The sequence below is a fragment of the Terrabacter lapilli genome (assembly GCF_039531305.1).
Taxonomy (GTDB): domain Bacteria; phylum Actinomycetota; class Actinomycetes; order Actinomycetales; family Dermatophilaceae; genus Terrabacter; species Terrabacter lapilli.
The window spans coordinates 185,848-203,854 of record NZ_BAAAPU010000004.1 but is presented as its reverse complement, the minus strand read 5'-3'; the positions used below and the strand labels follow the sequence as shown (position 1 = coordinate 203,854).

Below are 18,007 nucleotides of genomic sequence, written 5' to 3'. Positions count from 1 at the left end.
GCCCGACGAGCCGGCGGTCGACAGCACGGCCGCGTCGCTGCCGGCCGCCGTCCTCTGGGACATGGACGGCACGCTGGTCGACACCGAGCCGTACTGGATCGAGGCGGAGCACGAGCTCGTCGGAGCGCACGGGGGCGTGTGGAACGACGAGTTCGCGCACCAGCTCGTCGGCAACGCGCTCGAGGTCTCTGCCCAGCTCATCATCGACCAGTCGGGGATCCCCCTGTCGGTCCCGGAGATCGTCGACGCGCTGCTGCAGCGCGTCATCCGCCGGGTCGAGCAGCGCGTTCCCTGGCGGCCAGGGGCGCGGGAGCTGCTGCTCGAGCTCGGCTCTCTGGGCGTGCCGTCCCTGCTCGTCACGATGTCCTGGCGCTCCCTCGCCGACGTGGTCGTGCGCAACCTTCCTGAGGGCGCGTTCGACCACCTCGTGACCGGCGACGAGGTGAGCCACGGCAAGCCGCACCCGGAGCCCTACCTCGAGGCCGCGCGACTCGTGGGGGCCGACCCGGCCGACTGCATCGCCATCGAGGACTCGCCGGCGGGAGTCCGTTCGGCGACGGCAGCCGGCGTGCCGACCATCGCGATCCCGCACGTCGTTCCGGTGCCCGAGATCGACGGCGCCGTGCACATCGACACCCTGGCGGGGGTCCGCGCCGCCGACCTCGCCGGAATCGTGGCCCGCGCCCGCCGCAGCAGCTGATCCCAGCCGCTGCCGGGCTCACCGACGCGGCAGGGTCAGCGGCGGCCCTTGCGGCGGCTGCCGGTCCCGCGGGAGGCGCGACGTCGCGGCGCCGCGCCGCGCTGGGGGACCGTGCGCCCGCGGTCCTGCCGGCGCCCCTCCGACGACGTATGCCGCCCGCCGGCGTCCCCGGAACCACGCGCCTCGCGCGCATCCTCCGTCGCAGGCTGGGCGCCCCGGCTGGAGCGGGCGGTGCGGCCGCGCACGATGCCGATGAAGTCCTCGATGCGGGGGTCCTCGTCGTCGACGCGCCAGGCGAGTCCGATCCCGGAGGGGGACACGCCGGTCACCGGGCGGTGCACGACGTCCTTGCGGTGGTGCAGCCGCGCCACCGACATGGGGACCACGACGATGCCGGACCCCGCAGCGGCGACCGAGACGGCCTGCTTCGTCGTCATCGGGGGCATGGCGGCGGCACGCGCGCGCACGTCGGCACCCGCCAGCTGCGCCCACTCCGGCACCTGCGCCGGGTCCTGGAGCAGCACCTCCTCGGCGAGGTCGGCGATGTCGACCTCGTCGAAGGCCGCGATGACGTGCTCCTTGGCGACCACCACGACGGGCACCTCCTCGTAGAGGGGGATGACGTGCAGGCCATCGCGTTCTACTGGCAGCCGGACCAGGGCCATCGACGCGGAGCCGTCCCGCAGGTGGACCAGCGCCTCACCGTCGTCGACCGGGCTGGCCTCCAGCGGCGCCTCGGGAAAGCGGGTGGCCCACGTGCGCAGCCACTTGTCCGGCGTCACACCGGGCACGAACTCGACGCGGAACGCGTGCGTCATGGTTGGCCTTCCGTCGCGGGCGTCCACGGGCGTGGCAGCACGGTCCGAGGCTAGTGCAGCGAGCGTCGGCCGCCCCACGCGTGACCGAGGTCGCCGGTGGCTGCCGGGCCCCCGGTCCCGAGGCGAGCGGTCGGGCAAGTGGTCGGGCGAGTGGTCGGGCGCCGGGAGCGCAGCCCCTACGCTGGTGCCATGCCGAAGCCGCAGACCATGAAACCCCAGACGGCCGCGAAGAAGCTCGGTGTCCTGCTCGGGGAGACGCCCCCGGAGTTCCAGGCCGGCGTGGTCAGCCGCGACGAGCTCAACGCCCTGCAGGCCGACCCGCCGCAGTGGCTCTCGGACCTGCGCCGCAACGGCCCCCACACCCGCCAGGAGACGGCGCGCAGGCTCGGTATCTCCAACTCCGGCCTCGCCCGGGCCGGTGTGGGTGAGCACCTGACGACGGCACAGATCAAGGCGATCCTCGACGAGATGCCCGACTGGCTGGTGGCCGAGCGTGACATCTTCGCCCAGGTACGCGCCGAGGAGGCGCGCCTCAGGGCCGCCGCCGCAAAGGGCTGACCGAACCCGTTCACCCCCCCTCGACATCCGGGAGCAGCAGTGGCCGAGACCGTCCAGACCTTCCGCACCGTGCTCGAGCCCACGGGCGGCAACAACGTCGCGATCGTGGTGCCCGACGACGTGGTGATGTCGTTCGGTCGTGGCAAGCGCGTGCCGGTGTCCGTGACGGTCGACGACGGCTACACCTTCGCCGGCTCGATCGCCTCGATGGGCGGCCGCTTCCTCGTGTCCTTCAACGCGGCGACCAGGGCCGCGACCGGGCGCGGGGCCGGTGACGAGGTGCAGGTGCGGCTCGAGCTCGACGACTCCCCGCGTGCGGTGGAGGTGCCGGAGGCCTTGCAGGCCGCCCTCCGGTCCGACGAGTCGGCTGCGGCGGCCTGGGCGGCGCTCACGCCGAGCAAGCAGAAGGCGTACGCCCTCTCGGTGTCCTCCGCCAAGACGGAGGAGACGCGCGGGCGGCGGGTGGCCCAGGTGCTCGAGGCGTTGCGCTCCTAGCCTCCGCCGGACCCGCGGCGGCAGGCGAACCGGTGGATCGCCGTCGCTCAGCGGTGCTGGGCGGTCCAGGTCCCGGCGTTCGCCGCCTCGGCGATGACGTCCGCCAGCTCCGCGTGGTGCTCGCGCACCAGGCCGGTGGTGACCCGCACGTGCCCCTCCGCGCCGGTGACCTTGCCGACGGAGAAGGGGGACCCGGGCGTCACGGCGATGCCCTGGCTGGCGAGCCGCAGCACGGCAGCGGACTCGTCGCGCACGGGAACCCAGATGTTGAGCCCCTCGGTGCCCGGCACCTCGATGCCGTGGCGGGCAAGGCCGGCGACGACGAGCCGCCGTCGGCGGGCGTACTCCTCGCGCGCTGCGGCGATGCCCCGGGCGCAGTCCTCGTCGCGGAGCAGGCCGGTGAGCACCCGCTGGAGGAGGCGGCTCGTCCAGCCCTGCCCGATGGCCCGCGCGTGGCGTACCGGGCCCAGCAGCGCGTCCGGCCCGCTGAGGGCGGCGATCCGCAGGTCGGGCCCGTGCGACTTGCTGAAGCTGCGGATGTGCACGACCTGGTCCGGGATCCACGAGCCGAGGCTGAGCGGCTCCGACGTCGCGATGGGACCGCTGGAGTCGTCCTCCACGACGACGCAGTCGTGGCCGCGCAGCAGCTCGGCCAGCCGGCGCGCTCGGCCCGCTGACAGGGACACGCCGGTGGGGTTCTGCCCGCGCGGTTGGATCACCACGGCCGCCGGCCGTCGGGGGAGCAGCGCCTCGACTCGCTCGAGAGCCATGCCGTCCTCGTCGAGCGGGATGCCCACCACCTCTGCCCCGCGGTCCTCGAGCAGGTCGAGAAGCGGCGGGAACCCGGGATCCTCCACGAGGACCAGGTCTCCCGGGCGCAGCAGCGCGCGGGTGACGAGGTCGAGTCCGTCCATGGCGCCGTCGACGACGAGAAGGTCGTCGGCGGCATACGGCCAGTCGCGCATCACCGCTGCGCGGAGCTCGTCCAGCACGGGGTCGTCGAGGTAGCTGCTCGGCGTGGCGGGGTCGTGCAGCGTCGACAGCACCGGTACGAGCGCGGGCAGCAGGGCGCTGTCCGGTATGCCGGTCGAGAGGTCCAGGCGGACCGGTGACTCGTGGCGCAGGGCGCGGGTGTAGCGCTCGCCTCCCCGGGCGGTGGAGGCCACCGTCGTGCCGCGTCGCCCGTCGGAGCGGATCGTCCCGGAGCGAGCCAGCAGCTGCCACGCGGCACTGACCGTGGTCGGCGACATCATCAGCTCGGCAGCGAGCCGGCGGATGGGCGGCAGCTGGTCACCGGGATGCAGCGCCTGGTCACGGATCGCCCGGGACACCGCCTGCGCCAAGCCCTTCGCGGTGGGGGCGTCGAGGCGCTCCTCGAGGGAGGAGATGAGCGCGCGCATGTTCGTAACATAGCAATGGATTCATTGTGTGGCCCAGGGCTGGAACGTAATCTGGCGACCATGACGACCTCCGCCGTGACCGCCATCGACCACTGGATCTCAGGGACACGCACCCCGGGGACCTCCGGCCGCACCGCCCCCGTCTACGACCCCGCCACGGGTCAGCAGACCGGCGAGGTGCCGCTCGCCTCGGCCGCAGAGGTCGACGCCGCGGTCAAGACGGCGGTCGCCGCGGCCCGCGAGTGGCGCACCAGCTCGCTGAGCAAGCGCGCGGCCGTGCTCTTCGCCTTCCGCGAGCTGCTGCACGAGCGCACCGACGAGCTCGCCGCCATCATCACTGCCGAACACGGCAAGGTGCTCTCCGACGCCGCCGGCGAGATCGCCCGCGGGCTCGAGAACGTCGAGTTCGCGACCGGTGTCCCGCAGCTGCTCAAGGGCGGCTTCTCCGAGCAGGCGGCCTCCGGCGTCGACGTCTACAGCATCCGCCAGCCGCTCGGCGTCGTCGCCGGCATCACGCCCTTCAACTTCCCCGTCATGGTCCCGCTGTGGATGTGCGCGAACGCCATCGCGTGCGGCAACACCTTCGTGCTCAAGCCCAGCGAGAAGGACCCCTCGGCCTCGCTCTTCCTCGCCGAGCTGTGGAAGGAGGCCGGTCTCCCCGACGGCGTCTTCACCGTGGTGCACGGGGACAAGGAGGCCGTCGACGCCCTCCTCGACCACGACGACGTCGCCGCCGTCAGCTTCGTCGGCTCGACGCCGATCGCGAAGTACATCTACGAGCGCGGCACCGCCCAGGGCAAGCGGGTCCAGGCGCTCGGCGGCGCCAAGAACCACGCCCTCGTGCTGCCCGACGCCGACGTCGACATGGCAGCGGACGCGATCGTCTCGGCGGCCTACGGCGCGGCGGGAGAGCGGTGCATGGCCCTGTCCGTGGCCGTCGCCGTCGGCGACGTGGGCGACGAGCTCGTCTCCGCCATCTCCACCCGGCTGTCGAAGCTGACGGTCGGGCCGGGCGCCGCCGAGGGCACCGACATGGGCCCGCTCATCACCCGCGAGCACCGCGACAAGGTGGCCGGCTACGTCGCTGCCGGCGCCGAGGCGGGTGCCACCGTGGTCGTCGACGGCCGCGAGCAGCAGGTGCCCGACGACGGCTTCTTCCTCGGGATGACCCTGCTCGACGATGTCACCCCGGACATGACCGTCTACCGCGACGAGATCTTCGGCCCGGTGCTGTCGGTCGTGCGCGTCGCCACCTACGACGAGGGGCTCGCCCTCATCAACAGCAACCGGTACGCCAACGGCACCGCCATCTTCACCCGCGACGGAGGCGCCGCCCGCCGGTTCCAGAACGAGGTCGAGGTCGGCATGGTCGGCATCAACGTGCCCATCCCCGTGCCCGTCGCGTACTACTCCTTCGGCGGCTGGAAGGACTCGCTCTTCGGCGACACGCACATGTACGGCCCGGAGGGCATCAACTTCTACACCCGCGGCAAGGTGGTGACGCAGCGCTGGCCCGACCCCGCCACCTCGAGCGTCGACCTCGGCTTCCCGCGCACCCGCTGACACGAAGGGACTGCCCACCATGACCGAGCTCGACCAGCGCACCGTGGTCGCGGACCACCTCGACGCGATGACCGGCGAGGAGGTGCGCGCGCTGGACAAGGCGCACGTCTTCCACTCCTGGTCCGCCCAGGGCCTGATCGACCCACTGCCCATCGCCCGCGCCCAGGGGTCCTACTTCTGGGACTACGACGGCAAGCGCTACCTCGACTTCAGCAGCCAGCTCGTCAACGTCAACATCGGCTACGGCCACCCCAAGGTCGTCGCAGCCATCCAGGAGCAGGCTGCGCGGCTCGCGACCATCCAGCCCGCCTTCGCCAACGACGCGCGCAGCGAGGCGGCACGCCTCATCACCGAGGTCGCCCCCGAGGGCCTGTCGGCCGTCTTCTTCACCAACGGTGGGGCCGAGGCCAACGAGAACGCGATCCGGATGGCGCGCCTGCACACCGGCAGGCACAAGGTGCTCGCGACCTACCGCAGCTACCACGGCGCGACGGCCGGATCCATCACCCTGACCGGTGACCCGAGGCGATGGCCCTCCGAGCCGGGGCTCTCCGGCATCGTCCACTTCTGGGGCCCCTACACCTACCGCTCGGCCTTCCACTCGGAGACCGAGGAGCAGGAGCGCGACCGGGCCCTGCAGCACCTGCGCGACACGATCATGGTCGAGGGTGCGCACACCGTCGCCGCGATCATCCTCGAGACGGTCGTGGGCACCAACGGCATCCTCGTCCCCCCGGACGGCTACCTGCAGGGCGTGCGCGACCTCTGCGACGAGCACGGCATCGTCCTCATCGCCGACGAGGTGATGGCCGGGTTCGGCCGGTGCGGCGAGTGGTTCGCGGTCGACCACTGGGGCGTCACGCCCGACCTCATCACCTTCGCCAAGGGGGTCAACTCCGGCTACGTCCCGCTGGGCGGCGTCATCATCTCCGACGAGATCCGCGCCACCTTCGACCAGCGGGCCTACCCCGGTGGCCTGACCTACTCCGGTCATCCGCTCGCGTGCGCCTCCGCCGTCGCCTCGATCAACGCCTTCCGCGACGAGGCCATCATCGACAACGCCCGGATGCTCGGCACCGACGTCATCGGCCCGCGCCTGCGCGACATCGCGGAGCGGCACCCGAGCGTCGGCGAGGTGCGCGGGCTCGGCGTGTTCTGGGCCGTCGAGCTCGTCAGGAACCGTGGGACGCGCGAGCCACTCGTGCCCTACAACGCGGCCGGCGAGGCGGCGCGCCCGATGGCCGCCTTCGCGGCCGCCTGCAAGGAGCGCGGCCTCTGGCCCTTCACCCACTTCAACCGCACCCACGTCGTCCCGCCGTGCACCAGCACGCCCGCCGAGGTGGAGGAGGGCCTCCTCGTGCTCGACGAGGCGCTCGCCGTGGCCGACGAGTTCACCACCTGATCCGGACGAGCCGTATGCCGTCTCTTCCGCCGCCGTGGGGCCGGGTCGTCTGACCCGGCCCCGCCGTCTCCCACTGTGGTGCGCGGCCGCACTGCGCGTGCGCCGCCCGGTGTGGGATTTCGTGGACGCGTCCGGGTCGCGGTGTCAGACTTGGTGGACAAGTCCAGTGAGCGAGAGACCGGCAGCGCCTGGGGAGGGGGATCCCCACGCAGCCCAGGGCTCGCGTCGCCGAGGCGGCGCCCACGGCATACGGCAGGCCCATCGCCAGACCGTCGATCTGCTCGCACCGGGTGCTCTCGCACCGACCGAACGGCCGTACGCTCAGCGCCCCTCAGAGAAGCGATGGAGCCCGGCTGACCGGCAGCCGGCCGATCCGGACAAGGAGAGCCTCCGATGTCTGACACCAACATCACCACGCCCACGACGGGCATGACCGCGGCCACCACCCCGCTCACCCCGGTGCCGGCCGCAACGACCGCGACGGCCGACCCTGCACCCCTGGGGCTCGCCGCCTTCGCCATGACCACGATGGCCCTCAGCGTCGTCAACGCCGGCATCCTCAACGCGGTCCTGGCCCCCGCGGTGCTGGGTCTGGCCCTCTTCTACGGCGGTGGCACCCAGCTGCTCGCCGGCATGTGGGAGTTCCGCAGGGGCAACACGTTCGGGGCGGTGGCGTTCAGCTCGTTCGGCGCCTTCTGGCTGTCGTACTGGTTCCTGGCCACCTTCATCCTGAGCGCGCCGGCCTTGGCGGCCGCGGCCGGCCAGGTGCACCAGGCGATCGGCTTGTACCTGCTCGGTTGGACGATCTTCACGGCCTACATGACCGTGGCCTCGTTCCGGGTGAGCGGCGCCGTGGCCGCGGTCTTCGTCCTGCTGACCCTGACCTTCGCCGCCCTGTGCATCGGCGCCTTCCTCGCCACCGTGCCGTCCACGTCGTCGTGGACGAAGATCGGTGGGTGGCTGGGGCTGGCGACCGCGCTGGCAGCGTGGTACGCCTCCTTCGCCGGCGTGACGAACGAGACCTTCAAGCGGACCGTCGTGCCCACCTGGCCGATGGCCCCCGGGGCGCACGCCCGCTGACCGACTCCTCTCCGCGAGGACGAGGGCCCGGCCGCCACTGCGACTCTGCGAGCGGTGGCCGGGTCGTCCCCCGGCGCCGACCTGCATCGGGTGGCGCCGCCCGTCACGGGTGCCGCGCCGGCGGCTGGCGCGCCGGCGGCTGGCGCGCCGGCGGGCGGTGGTGTGGCGTACGCCCACAGTGCGGGACGGACGCGCGCCCGGTTGGCCCTCACCGGGTCCCGGGACCTAGGCTCGATCGCCATGACATGCCCCTCCACCCCCTCGCGCGCTCTCGTGACACGTCCCGTCTCCTCGACGGGGGCAGGCCGATGACCGGCCTCTTCCGTCGTGCCGTCCGCGCCTACCAGCTGCGGTGCGCTCGCGAGGACGCCCGCAGCCGCGGGATCGTCGTGCCGCTCGGGGTGTGGGTCTGCGGATGTCAGCACGTCAGCCTGGACCGGCTCGCGTTCGTGCGGCACCTGGGCGAGGTCCACGCCTGAGCCCTCGGGGCGCGGCGCTCGCGAGTCCTATGGCGCATCTCGCCCTGCTCACAGGGTCATCGCGCAGACTTGCGGACTGCGACTGCCCGACCCCGTGTGCGAAGGATGCTGAGTGGAACGACGACCGAGCGGTCGCGGACGACCCGTGACGAGGGCACGGCTGTCCCGAGGGCGGGTGCGCGACCGGCTGGCGCTGGGAGCGGCCACCGTGATGGCCCTGCTGGCCGGCGCAGCTCCCGCCGTGGGCCAGTCGCTCACGGACGGGACACCTGTGACCGTCACGGGTCCGCCGGCAACCGTGCTGAGCGCCGACACCCGCGGGCAAGGACACCTCGTCGAGGCGTTCGGTGACGTGAGACGCGCTCGGAACATCGCCGTGATCGTGCCCGGCGTCGGCTGGACCGGTCCTCTGTTGGAGGACGAGGCCGGGGCAGGGCGCAGGCATCCTGCGGTCCAGGCCCGCAGCCTCCTGGACGAGATGGAGGCGCTCGCGCCCGGGGCGCCGGCGGCAGTGGTGGTCTGGCTGGGCTACGACCCACCCGCCGGCATCGACCCGGACGCCGCTCGCTCCGACCGTGCCGTCCAGGGCGCTCCCCAGCTGGCCGCCTTCGTGGACGGCCTCCCAGGGACCGCCCGGGTGAGTGTGGTGTGCCACAGCTACGGATCGGTGGTCTGCGGGCGTGCCGCGCCCCGGCTGCACGCCTCCTCGCTCGTCGTCGTCGGTTCTCCCGGGATGGACGTCTGGTCCCGAGCCGGCCTGCGCACCTCGGCGACGGTGTGGGCGGGCATCGCCCCTGACGACCCGATCGGTCTCGTCCCCCACACCCGGGTCGACGGCCTCGGCCACGCCGCGGACCCCACGTCCCCGTCGTTCGGCGCCCGGCCGCTGCCCGTCGACGGCGCGCACGGTCACAACGGCTACCTGGTCGCCGGCACGGGGTCGCTGCGCGCGATCGCGTCGATCGCGACCGGCCACGACGCGCGCGTCGCGGCACCGTCCCCCTAGGGGGAGCCCCCCTCCGCGCGGTGGGGGCGTGGCCGGTGCCACCGCCCGTGCCGCCGCCCGTGTGAGGCCGGTGGACGTCCCGGCTCAGGCGTCGATCTCGACGAGTCCCGTGACCTCGGGGTCCACGGCGCGGGACGCGGCGTCGACGGGCAGCGGGGGAGGGGTGCCGCCCCACGCCGGGCAGAGCGCCCGGTGGTCGCACCAGTCGCAGAGGCGGCTGGGGTTGGGGCGCCAGTCGCCCGTCGTGGCGGCTCGCTCGATGGCCTGCCACAGCGCCTTGACCTTGCGCTCGGTGCCGAGTAGGTCCTGCTCGTCGGGCTCGTAGGCCACGATCTCGCTGTTGCCGAGGTAGACGAGCTGCAGCCGCTTGGGGATGACACCGCGCTGGCGCCACAGCACGAGCGCGTAGAACTTCATCTGGAAGAGGGCCTTGGCCTCGAAGTGCTCGGACGGTGACCGCCCGGTCTTGTAGTCGACGACGCGCATGGCGCCGCCCGGCGCCACGTCCAGGCGGTCGACGTAGCCGCGCAGCACGAGCCCGTCGACCTCGGTCTCGACGTAGAGCTCGCGCTCCGCCGGCTCCAGGCGGGTGGGGTCCTCGAGGCCGAACCAGGTCTCGAGCAGGCTGGCCGCCCCCGCGAACCACTCGTCGGTGCGGCCGTCGTGCTCGGCCAGCAGGTCGAGCATCGCGGGCTCCTCCTCGGCCAGGCGCTCCCACTCGGAAGCCACCAGGCCGACCGCGGCCTCGACGGTGCGCTCGCTCGCCGGCAGGTCGAAGAGCCGCTCGAGCACGGCGTGGACGAGCGTGCCCCGGGCCGCCGCCTTGGTCGGGGGCGACGGCAGCTTGTCGATGACCCGGAAGCGGTAGAGCATCGGGCACGACATGAAGTCGGCGGCCCGACTGGGGGACAGCGCTGCAACCATGGGCCCGACTGTATGCCGCGGCGCCGACAGCGTCGTGCCGCCACCCACAGCAGGTCCACCCGGTCCTCATCGGCGGTGTGAGCCCCTCGTCCGGAGCGAGGGCATAGGGTCGAGGCCATGAGCACCCGAGCCCGTCCCGACGCGGCTCACGGGTGGCGCATCGGCAGCCTGGCGGGCACGCCGGTCTACCTCGGTCGCTCCTGGCCGGTCATCGCCGTGGTCATCGTCGTGATCTTCGGGCCCAACCTCGCACGGCCCGACCGAGGGCCGGAGTACGGCTACCTGCTGGCAGGGGGTTATGCCGTCCTGCTGCTCGCGTCGGTGCTCGTCCACGAGGCCGCGCACGCCCTGGCCGCCCGCTGGCGGGGACACCCGGTGAGCCGGATCGTCGCCGACGTGTGGGGCGGACACACTGTCTACGACTCCACGCGCAGCTCGCCCACCACGACGGCGCTCGTCGCCGTCGTCGGCCCCCTGTCCAACCTGGCCCTCGCGGCAGTGGTGTGGGGCATCCGCGGGTTCACGGCCAACGACACGGCCCAGACACTGCTCGGGATCGTCGCCTTCGCCAACCTGCTGGTCGGCTTCTTCAACCTCCTGCCCGGGCTGCCCCTCGACGGTGGGCAGATCGTCAGCGCCCTCGTGTGGCGCGCCACCGGCAGCAAGGGCAAGGGGCTCGTCGCCGCAGGCTGGCTGGGACGCGTCGTCGCGGTGGCGACCGTCGCCTGGTTCGTGCTGCGCGCCTTCCTCGAGGGCGGCACGCCGCAGCTCTTCGACCTCGTGTGGCCGGTCGCGATCGCCTTCTTCCTGTGGCAGGGCGCATCCGGTGCCGTACGCGCGGGGCACATCCACCTGGCCAGCGCGTCGCGAGCCTCCGACGTCCTCGAGCCGCTCGTCCTGGTCCCGGGGACGACGTCGGTGGCCGAGGTCGCAGACCTCGCGCCCGGCTCATGGGTTGCGGCTGCCGACCCCAACGGTTGGCCCGTGGGGCTGCTCGACGCCGAGTCCGTGGCGCAGGTGCCCGTCGAGAGCCGGGACCGCACCGCCGTCGCGTCCGTCACGCTCGCGCAGCCTGCGACGTGGGTCGTGGCCCTGCCGGCCGATGCCGTCCTCACCGACCTGATCCGTGTCATGAGCGATGCGGACCTGTCGTTCGCGGTGGTCGTCGACGAGGAGAGCCGCGACGTGCGCGGGCTCGCCCGGGCCGAACGGATCAACAGCGTCGTGGGAGCAGAGCTCGCGCGCCGCGGACGACACTGACAGCGCACCGGGCGCCGCGGCGGATGCCCGTCCACATCCCCCTCATGGCGAGGCCGCCCGTCCACAGGCGGCAGCAGCGCACTGGGCCACCGGCGAGACTCGCGTCAAAGTCAGGGGAGGGCCCGAGGGGCGGGCCGAGGGAAGGCGCCATGACGACGAGCACCACCGAGACGACGACCGAGACGTCCTCCACTGGGAAGGCGAGCCGCGAGAAGACCAGCCCTGCGGCAGCGCCTGACCCGTTGCCGTCTCCGGCGACGAAGCGTGGATTGCGGCACAAGGCGGCTGCCGGCTCCACCACGGTCGGCAGCGGCGGCCCGGGCCGCAACGAGGTCCGTCTGTGCGGGCGTCTGGCGGCGCAGGCGCAGGAGCGTGAGCTGCCCAGCGGCGACCGCATCGTCACGCTGCGCGTCGTCGTGGCGCGGGCTCAGGCCGGCAACCGTCGGCGGCAGCCCGTGGAAGGCCCCAAGCGCGCCACCGTCGACACGATCGACGTCGTCTGCTGGACGGCGGCCACGCGCCGCACAGCCCTGCGCCTGCGAGCCGACGAGGTGGTCGAGGTCGAGGGCGCGCTGCGGCGTCGGTTCTTCGGCGGCCCGTCGGGGCGCCAGAGCCGTTACGAGGTCGAGGCCTCGGTCCTCCGGAGGGCGTCAGGAGGTGCCCTCGCCGGCACCTAGACTGTCCTCCCATGACCGACGCCGAGCAGCCCGCGGACCAGCAGCAGATGGAGCACGAGCCAGCGGGACAGCTGCCAGCGGCACAGGACTCGGGGCAGGACTCGGGGCAGGACTCGGTGGAGCCGAAGGTCACCGGCGCCCATGCCCGGCGCGGCGTCTTCGAGGTGGGGGAGCGCGTGCAGCTGACCGACCCCAAGGGCCGGCTGCACACCATCACGCTGGAGCCCGGCCGTGAGTTCCACACGCACCGGGGGTTCCTGCGCCACGACGACCTCATCGGCTCCCACGACGGCTCTGTCGTCACCAACACCGCCGGCGTCGAGTACCTCGCCCTGCGTCCGCTGCTCAGTGACTACGTCATGTCGATGCCGCGCGGCGCGGCAGTGGTCTACCCGAAGGACTCGGGGCAGATCGTCCAGATGGCCGACATCTTCCCCGGCGCCACCGTCGTGGAGGCGGGCGTCGGCAGCGGGGCGCTGTCGATGTCGCTGCTCCGCGCCATCGGTGAGCGCGGCCGGCTGCTGTCGTTCGAGCGGCGCGCCGACTTCGCCGACATTGCCCGCGGCAACGGCCGCGCCTTCTTCGGCGGTGACCACCCGGCCTGGACCGTGACGGTGGGTGATCTCGTGGAGTCCCTGCCGACGCTGGTCGAGCCGGGCACTGTGGACCGGGTCGTGCTCGACATGCTGGCGCCCTGGGAGTGCCTCGAGGCGGTCGCCGACGCCCTCATCCCCGGTGGGGTGCTCATCTGCTACGTCGCCACCACGACGCAGCTGAGCCGGGTCGCCGAGGGCATCCGCGCCCACGGCGGCTTCACCGAGCCGTCCGCGTGGGAGTCGCTGGTGCGTGGCTGGCACCTCGAGGGCCTGGCCGTGCGTCCGCAGCACCGCATGCACGGACACACCGGGTTCCTCATCACGACGCGCCGCCTTGCCCCGGGGGTGCCGGCACCCGAGCGCAAGCGGCGGCCCGCCAAGGGCGCCTACGGCGAGACCGAGGCGTCGAACGGCGACGGTTCGCAGGGGGTGGCCGGCGGCGCAGCCATCGCGGGCTCCACGGCGTCGACCGACGTGCCGGCCGACGCCTGGACCGCCGAGGCCCTCGGCGAGCGGGTCAAGAGCGACAAGACGATTCGACGCGTCCGACGATCACTGGCTGATACATCCGACGACATCGGCTGAAGCGGGGTTAGGGTCGAATAGTCACTGTGTGCGAGTGACCATTCGAGGAGGCCGAGATGTCTGACGACGTCCGATACCCAGACCAGCAGGGTGCCGCCGGCGCCCGAGACCCCCGAGAGCAGCAGTCACCGGACGCCGCGGCGGGCGACCGGGAGCTCGCCGCGCTGCGCGCCGAGGTCCACGACCTGCGGGAGGCGGCGCGCCACTCTCCTCAGCGCACCCGTGAGCTCGAGGCGAGACTGGCCCACGTCCAGACCAGCCTGTCGACGCTCTCGTCCCAGAACGAGCGCCTCGTGCGCACGCTCAAGGACGCCAGGGAGCAGATCCTCACCCTCAAGAAGGAGGTCGACCGGCTGGCGCAGCCGCCGAGCACCTACGGGCTGGTCATCGACGCGCCCGAGGAGGGCGCGATCGACATCCTGACCGGGGGCCGGAAGATGCGAGTGGCGATCAGCCCGTCGGTCGACCAGACGGACCTCGGGCTCGGTCGCGAGGTCATGCTCAACGAGGCGCTCAACGTCGTCTCGGTGCACGGCTACGAGCGCGTCGGCGAGGTCGTGACGGTCAAGGAGCGCATCGACGACGAGCGCGTCGTCGTGGTGACCCACGGCGACGAGGAGCGCGTGTGCCGCATCGCCACGCCCCTGCTCGGCGAGACCATCCGGGTGGGCGACTCGCTGACGCTGGACCCGCGCTCCAACTTCGTGCACGAGCTGATCCCCAAGCTCGAGGTCGAGGAGCTCGTCCTCGAGGAGGTGCCCGACGTCGACTACGAGGACATCGGTGGTCTCTCCGGGCAGATCGAGCAGATCCGCGACGCGGTCGAGCTGCCCTTCCTGCACCCGGAGCTCTACAAGGAGCACGCCCTGAAGCCGCCCAAGGGGGTCCTGCTCTACGGCCCTCCGGGCTGCGGCAAGACGCTCATCGCCAAGGCGGTCGCAGCCTCGCTGGCCCGTCAGGTCGCCGCTCGCACCGGCAAGGCCACCGAGAAGAGCTACTTCCTCAACATCAAGGGCCCGGAGCTGCTCAACAAGTACGTCGGCGAGACCGAGCGGCACATCCGCCTGATCTTCCAGCGGGCGAGGGAGAAGGCGTCCGACGGCACGCCGGTCGTGGTCTTCTTCGACGAGATGGACTCGCTGTTCCGCACCCGCGGGTCCGGTGTGTCGAGCGACGTCGAGACGACGATCGTGCCGCAGCTGCTCGCCGAGATCGACGGCGTCGAGCGGCTGGACAACGTCATCGTCATCGGCGCGAGCAACCGTGAGGACATGATCGACCCGGCGATCCTGCGACCCGGCCGGCTCGACGCGAAGATCAAGATCGAGCGCCCCGACGCCGAGAGCGCCCGTGACATCTTCAGCAAGTACCTCACGAGCACCCTGCCCTTGCACGAGCACGACCTGGCCGTGCACGGCGGCGACCGGGAGGCCACCGTCGAGGCGATGATCACCGCGGCGGTCGAGCGGATGTACTCCGAGATGGAGGAGAACCGCTTCCTCGAGGTCACCTACCAGGGTGGCGACAAGGAGATCCTCTACTTCAAGGACTTCAACTCCGGGGCGATGATCCAGAACATCGTCGACCGGGCGAAGAAGCTCGCGATCAAGGAGTTCCTGACCACCGGCCAGAAGGGCATCCGCGTCGAGCACCTGCTGGCCAGCTGCGTCGACGAGTTCAAGGAGAACGAGGACCTGCCCAACACCACCAACCCCGACGACTGGGCGCGGATCAGCGGCAAGAAGGGCGAGCGCATCGTCTACATCCGCACGCTCATCAAGGGCAAGGACGGCACCGAGCCGGGCCGCTCCATCGCGACCGCCAACACCGGCCAGTACCTCTGACCGCGCGAGCGGTCAGCCAGGGCCCATCCGACCCCGTGTCGGGTGGGCCCTGCCGCAGCCGCTAGGTCGGCGTATGCCGCCGAGCCCGCCGGGTGGCATACGCGCCGAGTGCGCGCCAGCCGACCAGGAAGACCGCGAGCACGACCGAGGCCACCACGACGAAGCTGGCGGCGGTGCCCAGACCGATCGACCGCCGCAGGAGCATGCCGACGAGCACGGTTGCGAACCACACGGTGACGCCGGGCGCGACGTCGATCGGCCAGCTGTGGCGCCGGACGCGCACCACCCCCCAGCCGAGCGCCGTCCCGACGAGGAACGGCCAGGCGGTGAGCACTGCACCGAGGACGGGACCGGCCTCGTCGTGGCTGGCCCGACCGATGCCGGCGAAGACGAGGACGAGGACGACGTCGAGGAGCAGCGCGAGCGCGGGGCGGCGCCACCAGGGGAGCCGTGTCACGGAAGCGTGTCGAACGGAAGACGCGGCTGGGGCGGGGCGTGCGTGGGGTCCACTCCCTCGAAGAGCGAGCTGACCGACCGGCCGTGGTGGATCCGGCTGATGGCCTCGGCGAAGAGGGCGGAGACCGACCGCACCGTCAGCTCGGGCCAGTCGGCGGGCGGTGGCACGGTGTCGGTGGTGACGACCTCGGTGACGAACGGGTGACCGCGCAGGCGCTCGACCGCCTTCCCGGCGAAGAGCCCGTGCGTGCACACGATCGCGGCCTCCGTCGCGCCGGCCTCCTCCAGCCGGTCCATCAGCTCGACCATGGAGCCGCCGGTGGCGATCTCGTCGTCGAGCACGATGGCCCGCCGGCCGGCCACGTCCCCGACGATGGAGTCGATGACGACCCGGTCGTCGGCGACGCGCTGCTTGGACCCGGCGGCCACGGGCAGCCCGAGGAGGCGGGCGAACTGGGTGGCGACCTTGGCGTTGCCGAGGTCGGGGCTGACGACGATCGAGGTGGACAGGTCGGTGCCGCGGAAGTGGTCGGCGAGCACCCCGATGGCGGTGAGGTGGTCGACCGGTGTCGAGAAGAAGCCGTGCACCTGCGGCGCGTGCAGCGCCATGGTCAGCACGCGGGAGCAGCCGGCCGTGGCGATGAGGTCGGCGACGAGGCGGCCGCCGAGCGAGATGCGCGAGGCGTCCTTCTTGTCGGAGCGTGCGTAGGCGTAGTGGGGCATGACGGCGGTGATCTGGGCGGCTGACGCGCCGCGCGCCGCGTCGATCATCAGCAGCAGCTCCATCAGGTGCTCCTGGGTGGGCGGCACGAGCGGCTGGATGATGTAGACGTCACGCTGGCGGCAGTTGGCCAGCAGCTGCGCCTGGAGGCAGTCGTTGCTGAAGCGCTTGATCTCCGCGGGCGAGCGGGTGACCCCGAGGTGGGTGCAGATGCGGTCGGCGAGGGCCTGGTGGGCCGAGCCGCTGAAGACCACGACGTCGTTCACTTCGAGACCATTTCCACACCATCCCTCATGAGACCGACGTGCCGTTGCAGACTATCCGAGCCGGGTGTGGTGCGCGTGGTCGCGCACCCAGCCCACGAGCTCCTCGCGCGAGGCGCGCCCGACGCGCGTGGCGCCCGGGAAGCTGACGAAGCCGTGCGGCACCCGTTCGTAGTTCGTGTGCCGGGCCTCGACCCCGGCCTCACGCAGCGCCACGGCATACGCGGCGCCCTCGTCGCGGAGCGGGTCGAGGTCGGCCGTCTGGACCAGGGTCGGGGGCAGCCCGCTGAGGTCCTCCGCGTGGAGCGGCGACACGAGGGGGTCGAGCGGGTCCAGCGCGTCCTCGGCGTCGCCGAGGTAGTGCGCGAGGAAGGCGTCCATGTCGGCGCGGGTCAGGATCGGTGCCTGCGCGTGCAGGGCCACGGACTCCGAGCTCATCGTCGCGTCGACGGCCGGGTAGACGAGTGCCGCGTAGGCAAGGTCGGCACCCCCCTCGTCACGCAGCACCTGCGCCGCCACGGCCGCGAGGTTGCCCCCGGCGGAGTCGCCCGCGACGCCGAGGCCGATGTGCCGGATGCCCGGGCCGGACGCCTCCGACGCCGCCCAACGGGTCGCGTCGACGCAGTCGTGCACCGCCTGCGGTGCCCGGTGCTCCGGCGCCAGGCGGTAGTCCACGTTGAGCACCGTGACGTGGGCCCGGTCTGCCAGCCACGCGCAGATCGGGTCGTAGCCGCGTGTGTTGCCGAGAACCCACCCCCCGCCGTGGAACCACAGGAGCGCCGGCAGGGCCTCGCCCTCGGTGTCCCGCGGCCGGTAGGTCCGCACGGCGACGCGGTGCCCGTCGCGCGCCGCGAAGGCGGTGTCGGCGATCTCCACGCCGGCCGGCACGGGCCCCGTGACCCAGGTGTAGGGGATGCGGGTGGGGGCGAACCATGCTCTGCTGCGGGCGATCTCGTCGTCCACGAGCATCCGGTCGCTGCCCCGGGAGCGGTTGAGGGCGCGGACCAGGAGCTTGGTGCGCAGGGGCATGTTCCACGAGTCGGTGGCGGTCACGACGCCAGTGTTCCAGCAGGCGCGGAAGAAGCGCATACCCACCCGTGCAGGAGCCGACGCACCTCCCGTACGCGTGGCGGTGCCCACCCTGCGGCCATTCGGTCCGTGGCTCGGGCAGGATTGCCCC

Annotated in this window: 17 protein-coding genes and 1 pseudogene; 12 read left to right on the top strand and 6 right to left on the bottom strand. The window is 72.5% G+C overall.

The genetic code is table 11. From position 1 onward, the window contains the following. The first annotated feature begins 37 nt into the window (after positions 1 to 37). The gene (locus tag ABD241_RS07135) at positions 38 to 700 is read left to right on the top strand and encodes an HAD family hydrolase (RefSeq protein ID WP_344059944.1); all 663 of its coding nucleotides are present in this window, start codon (positions 38 to 40) and stop codon (positions 698 to 700) included. 35 nt (positions 701 to 735) lie between these two features. Here ABD241_RS07135 and ABD241_RS07130 read toward each other — a convergent pair whose 3' ends face one another. Beyond that, entirely contained in the window at positions 736 to 1,518 is a 783-nt protein-coding gene (locus ABD241_RS07130) for a LysR substrate-binding domain-containing protein (protein WP_344059908.1), read from the bottom strand. Positions 1,519 to 1,707: 189 nt separating this feature from the next. Between ABD241_RS07130 and ABD241_RS07125 the strand changes: the two genes are divergently transcribed. Together ABD241_RS07125 and ABD241_RS07120 are read left to right on the top strand one after the other, a co-directional pair. Then, entirely contained in the window at positions 1,708 to 2,076 is a 369-nt protein-coding gene (locus ABD241_RS07125) for a DUF5997 family protein (RefSeq protein WP_344059906.1), read from the top strand. Between the two features lie 39 nt (positions 2,077 to 2,115). After that, complete coding sequence (locus tag ABD241_RS07120) at positions 2,116 to 2,571, top strand: YdeI/OmpD-associated family protein (protein ID WP_344059904.1); 456 nt, start codon at positions 2,116 to 2,118, stop codon at positions 2,569 to 2,571. A gap of 47 nt (positions 2,572 to 2,618) precedes the next feature. Here ABD241_RS07120 and ABD241_RS07115 read toward each other — a convergent pair whose 3' ends face one another. Next, positions 2,619 to 3,971, bottom strand: coding sequence for an aminotransferase-like domain-containing protein (locus ABD241_RS07115; RefSeq protein ID WP_344059902.1), 1,353 nt, complete (start codon positions 3,969 to 3,971; stop codon positions 2,619 to 2,621). Between the two features lie 60 nt (positions 3,972 to 4,031). Here ABD241_RS07115 and ABD241_RS07110 point away from each other — a divergent pair, with 60 nt between their 5' ends. From ABD241_RS07110 to ABD241_RS07090, 5 genes are all read left to right on the top strand, one after another. Beyond that, positions 4,032 to 5,534, top strand: coding sequence for a CoA-acylating methylmalonate-semialdehyde dehydrogenase (locus tag ABD241_RS07110; RefSeq protein ID WP_344059900.1), 1,503 nt, complete (start codon positions 4,032 to 4,034; stop codon positions 5,532 to 5,534). Between the two features lie 19 nt (positions 5,535 to 5,553). Next, entirely contained in the window at positions 5,554 to 6,936 is a 1,383-nt protein-coding gene (locus ABD241_RS07105) for an aspartate aminotransferase family protein (protein ID WP_425580713.1), read from the top strand. Between the two features lie 393 nt (positions 6,937 to 7,329). Continuing rightward, positions 7,330 to 8,016: an acetate uptake transporter gene (locus ABD241_RS07100; protein ID WP_344059898.1), complete on the top strand. Its 687-nt coding sequence runs from the start codon at positions 7,330 to 7,332 to the stop codon at positions 8,014 to 8,016. A 308-nt stretch (positions 8,017 to 8,324) separates the two neighbouring features. Continuing rightward, positions 8,325 to 8,495, top strand: a complete 171-nt coding sequence (locus ABD241_RS07095; protein WP_344059896.1) for a hypothetical protein — start codon at positions 8,325 to 8,327, stop codon at positions 8,493 to 8,495. A gap of 145 nt (positions 8,496 to 8,640) precedes the next feature. Beyond that, a complete protein-coding gene (locus ABD241_RS07090; protein WP_344059894.1) occupies positions 8,641 to 9,501 on the top strand; it encodes an alpha/beta hydrolase in 861 nt (286 codons plus the stop codon). A gap of 84 nt (positions 9,502 to 9,585) precedes the next feature. Here the strand turns inward: ABD241_RS07090 and ABD241_RS07085 are convergent, their stop codons facing one another. Beyond that, positions 9,586 to 10,425 carry a RecB family exonuclease gene (locus ABD241_RS07085; RefSeq protein ID WP_344059892.1) on the bottom strand — a complete coding sequence of 280 codons (840 nt, stop codon included), beginning with the start codon at positions 10,423 to 10,425 and terminating at the stop codon, positions 9,586 to 9,588. Between the two features lie 117 nt (positions 10,426 to 10,542). On the opposite strand from ABD241_RS07085, the gene ABD241_RS07080 reads away from it, so the two are divergent. The 4 genes and pseudogenes from ABD241_RS07080 to arc all read left to right on the top strand — a co-directional run bounded on the left by ABD241_RS07080 (position 10,543) and on the right by arc (position 15,387). Continuing rightward, positions 10,543 to 11,685, top strand: coding sequence for a site-2 protease family protein (locus ABD241_RS07080; RefSeq protein WP_344059890.1), 1,143 nt, complete (start codon positions 10,543 to 10,545; stop codon positions 11,683 to 11,685). A 149-nt stretch (positions 11,686 to 11,834) separates the two neighbouring features. Then, complete coding sequence (locus ABD241_RS07075; RefSeq protein ID WP_344059888.1) at positions 11,835 to 12,362, top strand: single-stranded DNA-binding protein; 528 nt, start codon at positions 11,835 to 11,837, stop codon at positions 12,360 to 12,362. Positions 12,363 to 12,373: 11 nt separating this feature from the next. After that, on the top strand, positions 12,374 to 13,543 hold the full coding sequence (locus ABD241_RS07070; protein ID WP_344059886.1) for a tRNA (adenine-N1)-methyltransferase: 1,170 nt from the start codon (positions 12,374 to 12,376) through the stop codon (positions 13,541 to 13,543). Positions 13,544 to 13,603: 60 nt separating this feature from the next. After that, positions 13,604 to 15,387, top strand: a pseudogene (gene arc / locus ABD241_RS07065) (proteasome ATPase). A 61-nt stretch (positions 15,388 to 15,448) separates the two neighbouring features. On the opposite strand, the gene ABD241_RS07060 reads toward arc, so the two are convergent. Genes ABD241_RS07060 through ABD241_RS07050 form a run of 3 tightly spaced genes read right to left on the bottom strand, consistent with a single transcriptional unit; the run spans position 15,449 to position 17,880 of the window. Further along, positions 15,449 to 15,844, bottom strand: a complete 396-nt coding sequence (locus tag ABD241_RS07060) for a DUF3054 domain-containing protein (RefSeq protein WP_344059882.1) — start codon at positions 15,842 to 15,844, stop codon at positions 15,449 to 15,451. Then, entirely contained in the window at positions 15,841 to 16,830 is a 990-nt protein-coding gene (locus ABD241_RS07055; protein WP_344059880.1) for a ribose-phosphate diphosphokinase, read from the bottom strand. Before ABD241_RS07055 ends, ABD241_RS07060 begins: the two co-directional genes overlap by 4 nt. A gap of 51 nt (positions 16,831 to 16,881) precedes the next feature. Then, positions 16,882 to 17,880 carry an alpha/beta hydrolase gene (locus tag ABD241_RS07050; RefSeq protein ID WP_344059879.1) on the bottom strand — a complete coding sequence of 333 codons (999 nt, stop codon included), beginning with the start codon at positions 17,878 to 17,880 and terminating at the stop codon, positions 16,882 to 16,884. Positions 17,881 to 18,007 lie beyond the last annotated feature (127 nt).

Excerpts from the sequence above, each read along its gene's own strand:
- ABD241_RS07130 (WP_344059908.1), bottom strand. The coding sequence starts at position 1,518 with ATGACGCACGCGTTCCGCGTCGAGTTCGTGCCCGGTGTGACGCCGGAC.
- ABD241_RS07125 (WP_344059906.1), top strand. The coding sequence starts at position 1,708 with ATGCCGAAGCCGCAGACCATGAAACCCCAGACGGCCGCGAAGAAGCTC.
- ABD241_RS07115 (WP_344059902.1), bottom strand. The coding sequence starts at position 3,971 with ATGCGCGCGCTCATCTCCTCCCTCGAGGAGCGCCTCGACGCCCCCACC.
- ABD241_RS07110 (WP_344059900.1), top strand. The coding sequence starts at position 4,032 with ATGACGACCTCCGCCGTGACCGCCATCGACCACTGGATCTCAGGGACA.
- ABD241_RS07105 (WP_425580713.1), top strand. The coding sequence starts at position 5,554 with ATGACCGAGCTCGACCAGCGCACCGTGGTCGCGGACCACCTCGACGCG.
- ABD241_RS07100 (WP_344059898.1), top strand. The coding sequence starts at position 7,330 with ATGTCTGACACCAACATCACCACGCCCACGACGGGCATGACCGCGGCC.
- ABD241_RS07095 (WP_344059896.1), top strand. The coding sequence starts at position 8,325 with ATGACCGGCCTCTTCCGTCGTGCCGTCCGCGCCTACCAGCTGCGGTGC.
- ABD241_RS07085 (WP_344059892.1), bottom strand. The coding sequence starts at position 10,425 with ATGGTTGCAGCGCTGTCCCCCAGTCGGGCCGCCGACTTCATGTCGTGC.
- ABD241_RS07080 (WP_344059890.1), top strand. The coding sequence starts at position 10,543 with ATGAGCACCCGAGCCCGTCCCGACGCGGCTCACGGGTGGCGCATCGGC.
- ABD241_RS07075 (WP_344059888.1), top strand. The coding sequence starts at position 11,835 with ATGACGACGAGCACCACCGAGACGACGACCGAGACGTCCTCCACTGGG.
- ABD241_RS07070 (WP_344059886.1), top strand. The coding sequence starts at position 12,374 with ATGACCGACGCCGAGCAGCCCGCGGACCAGCAGCAGATGGAGCACGAG.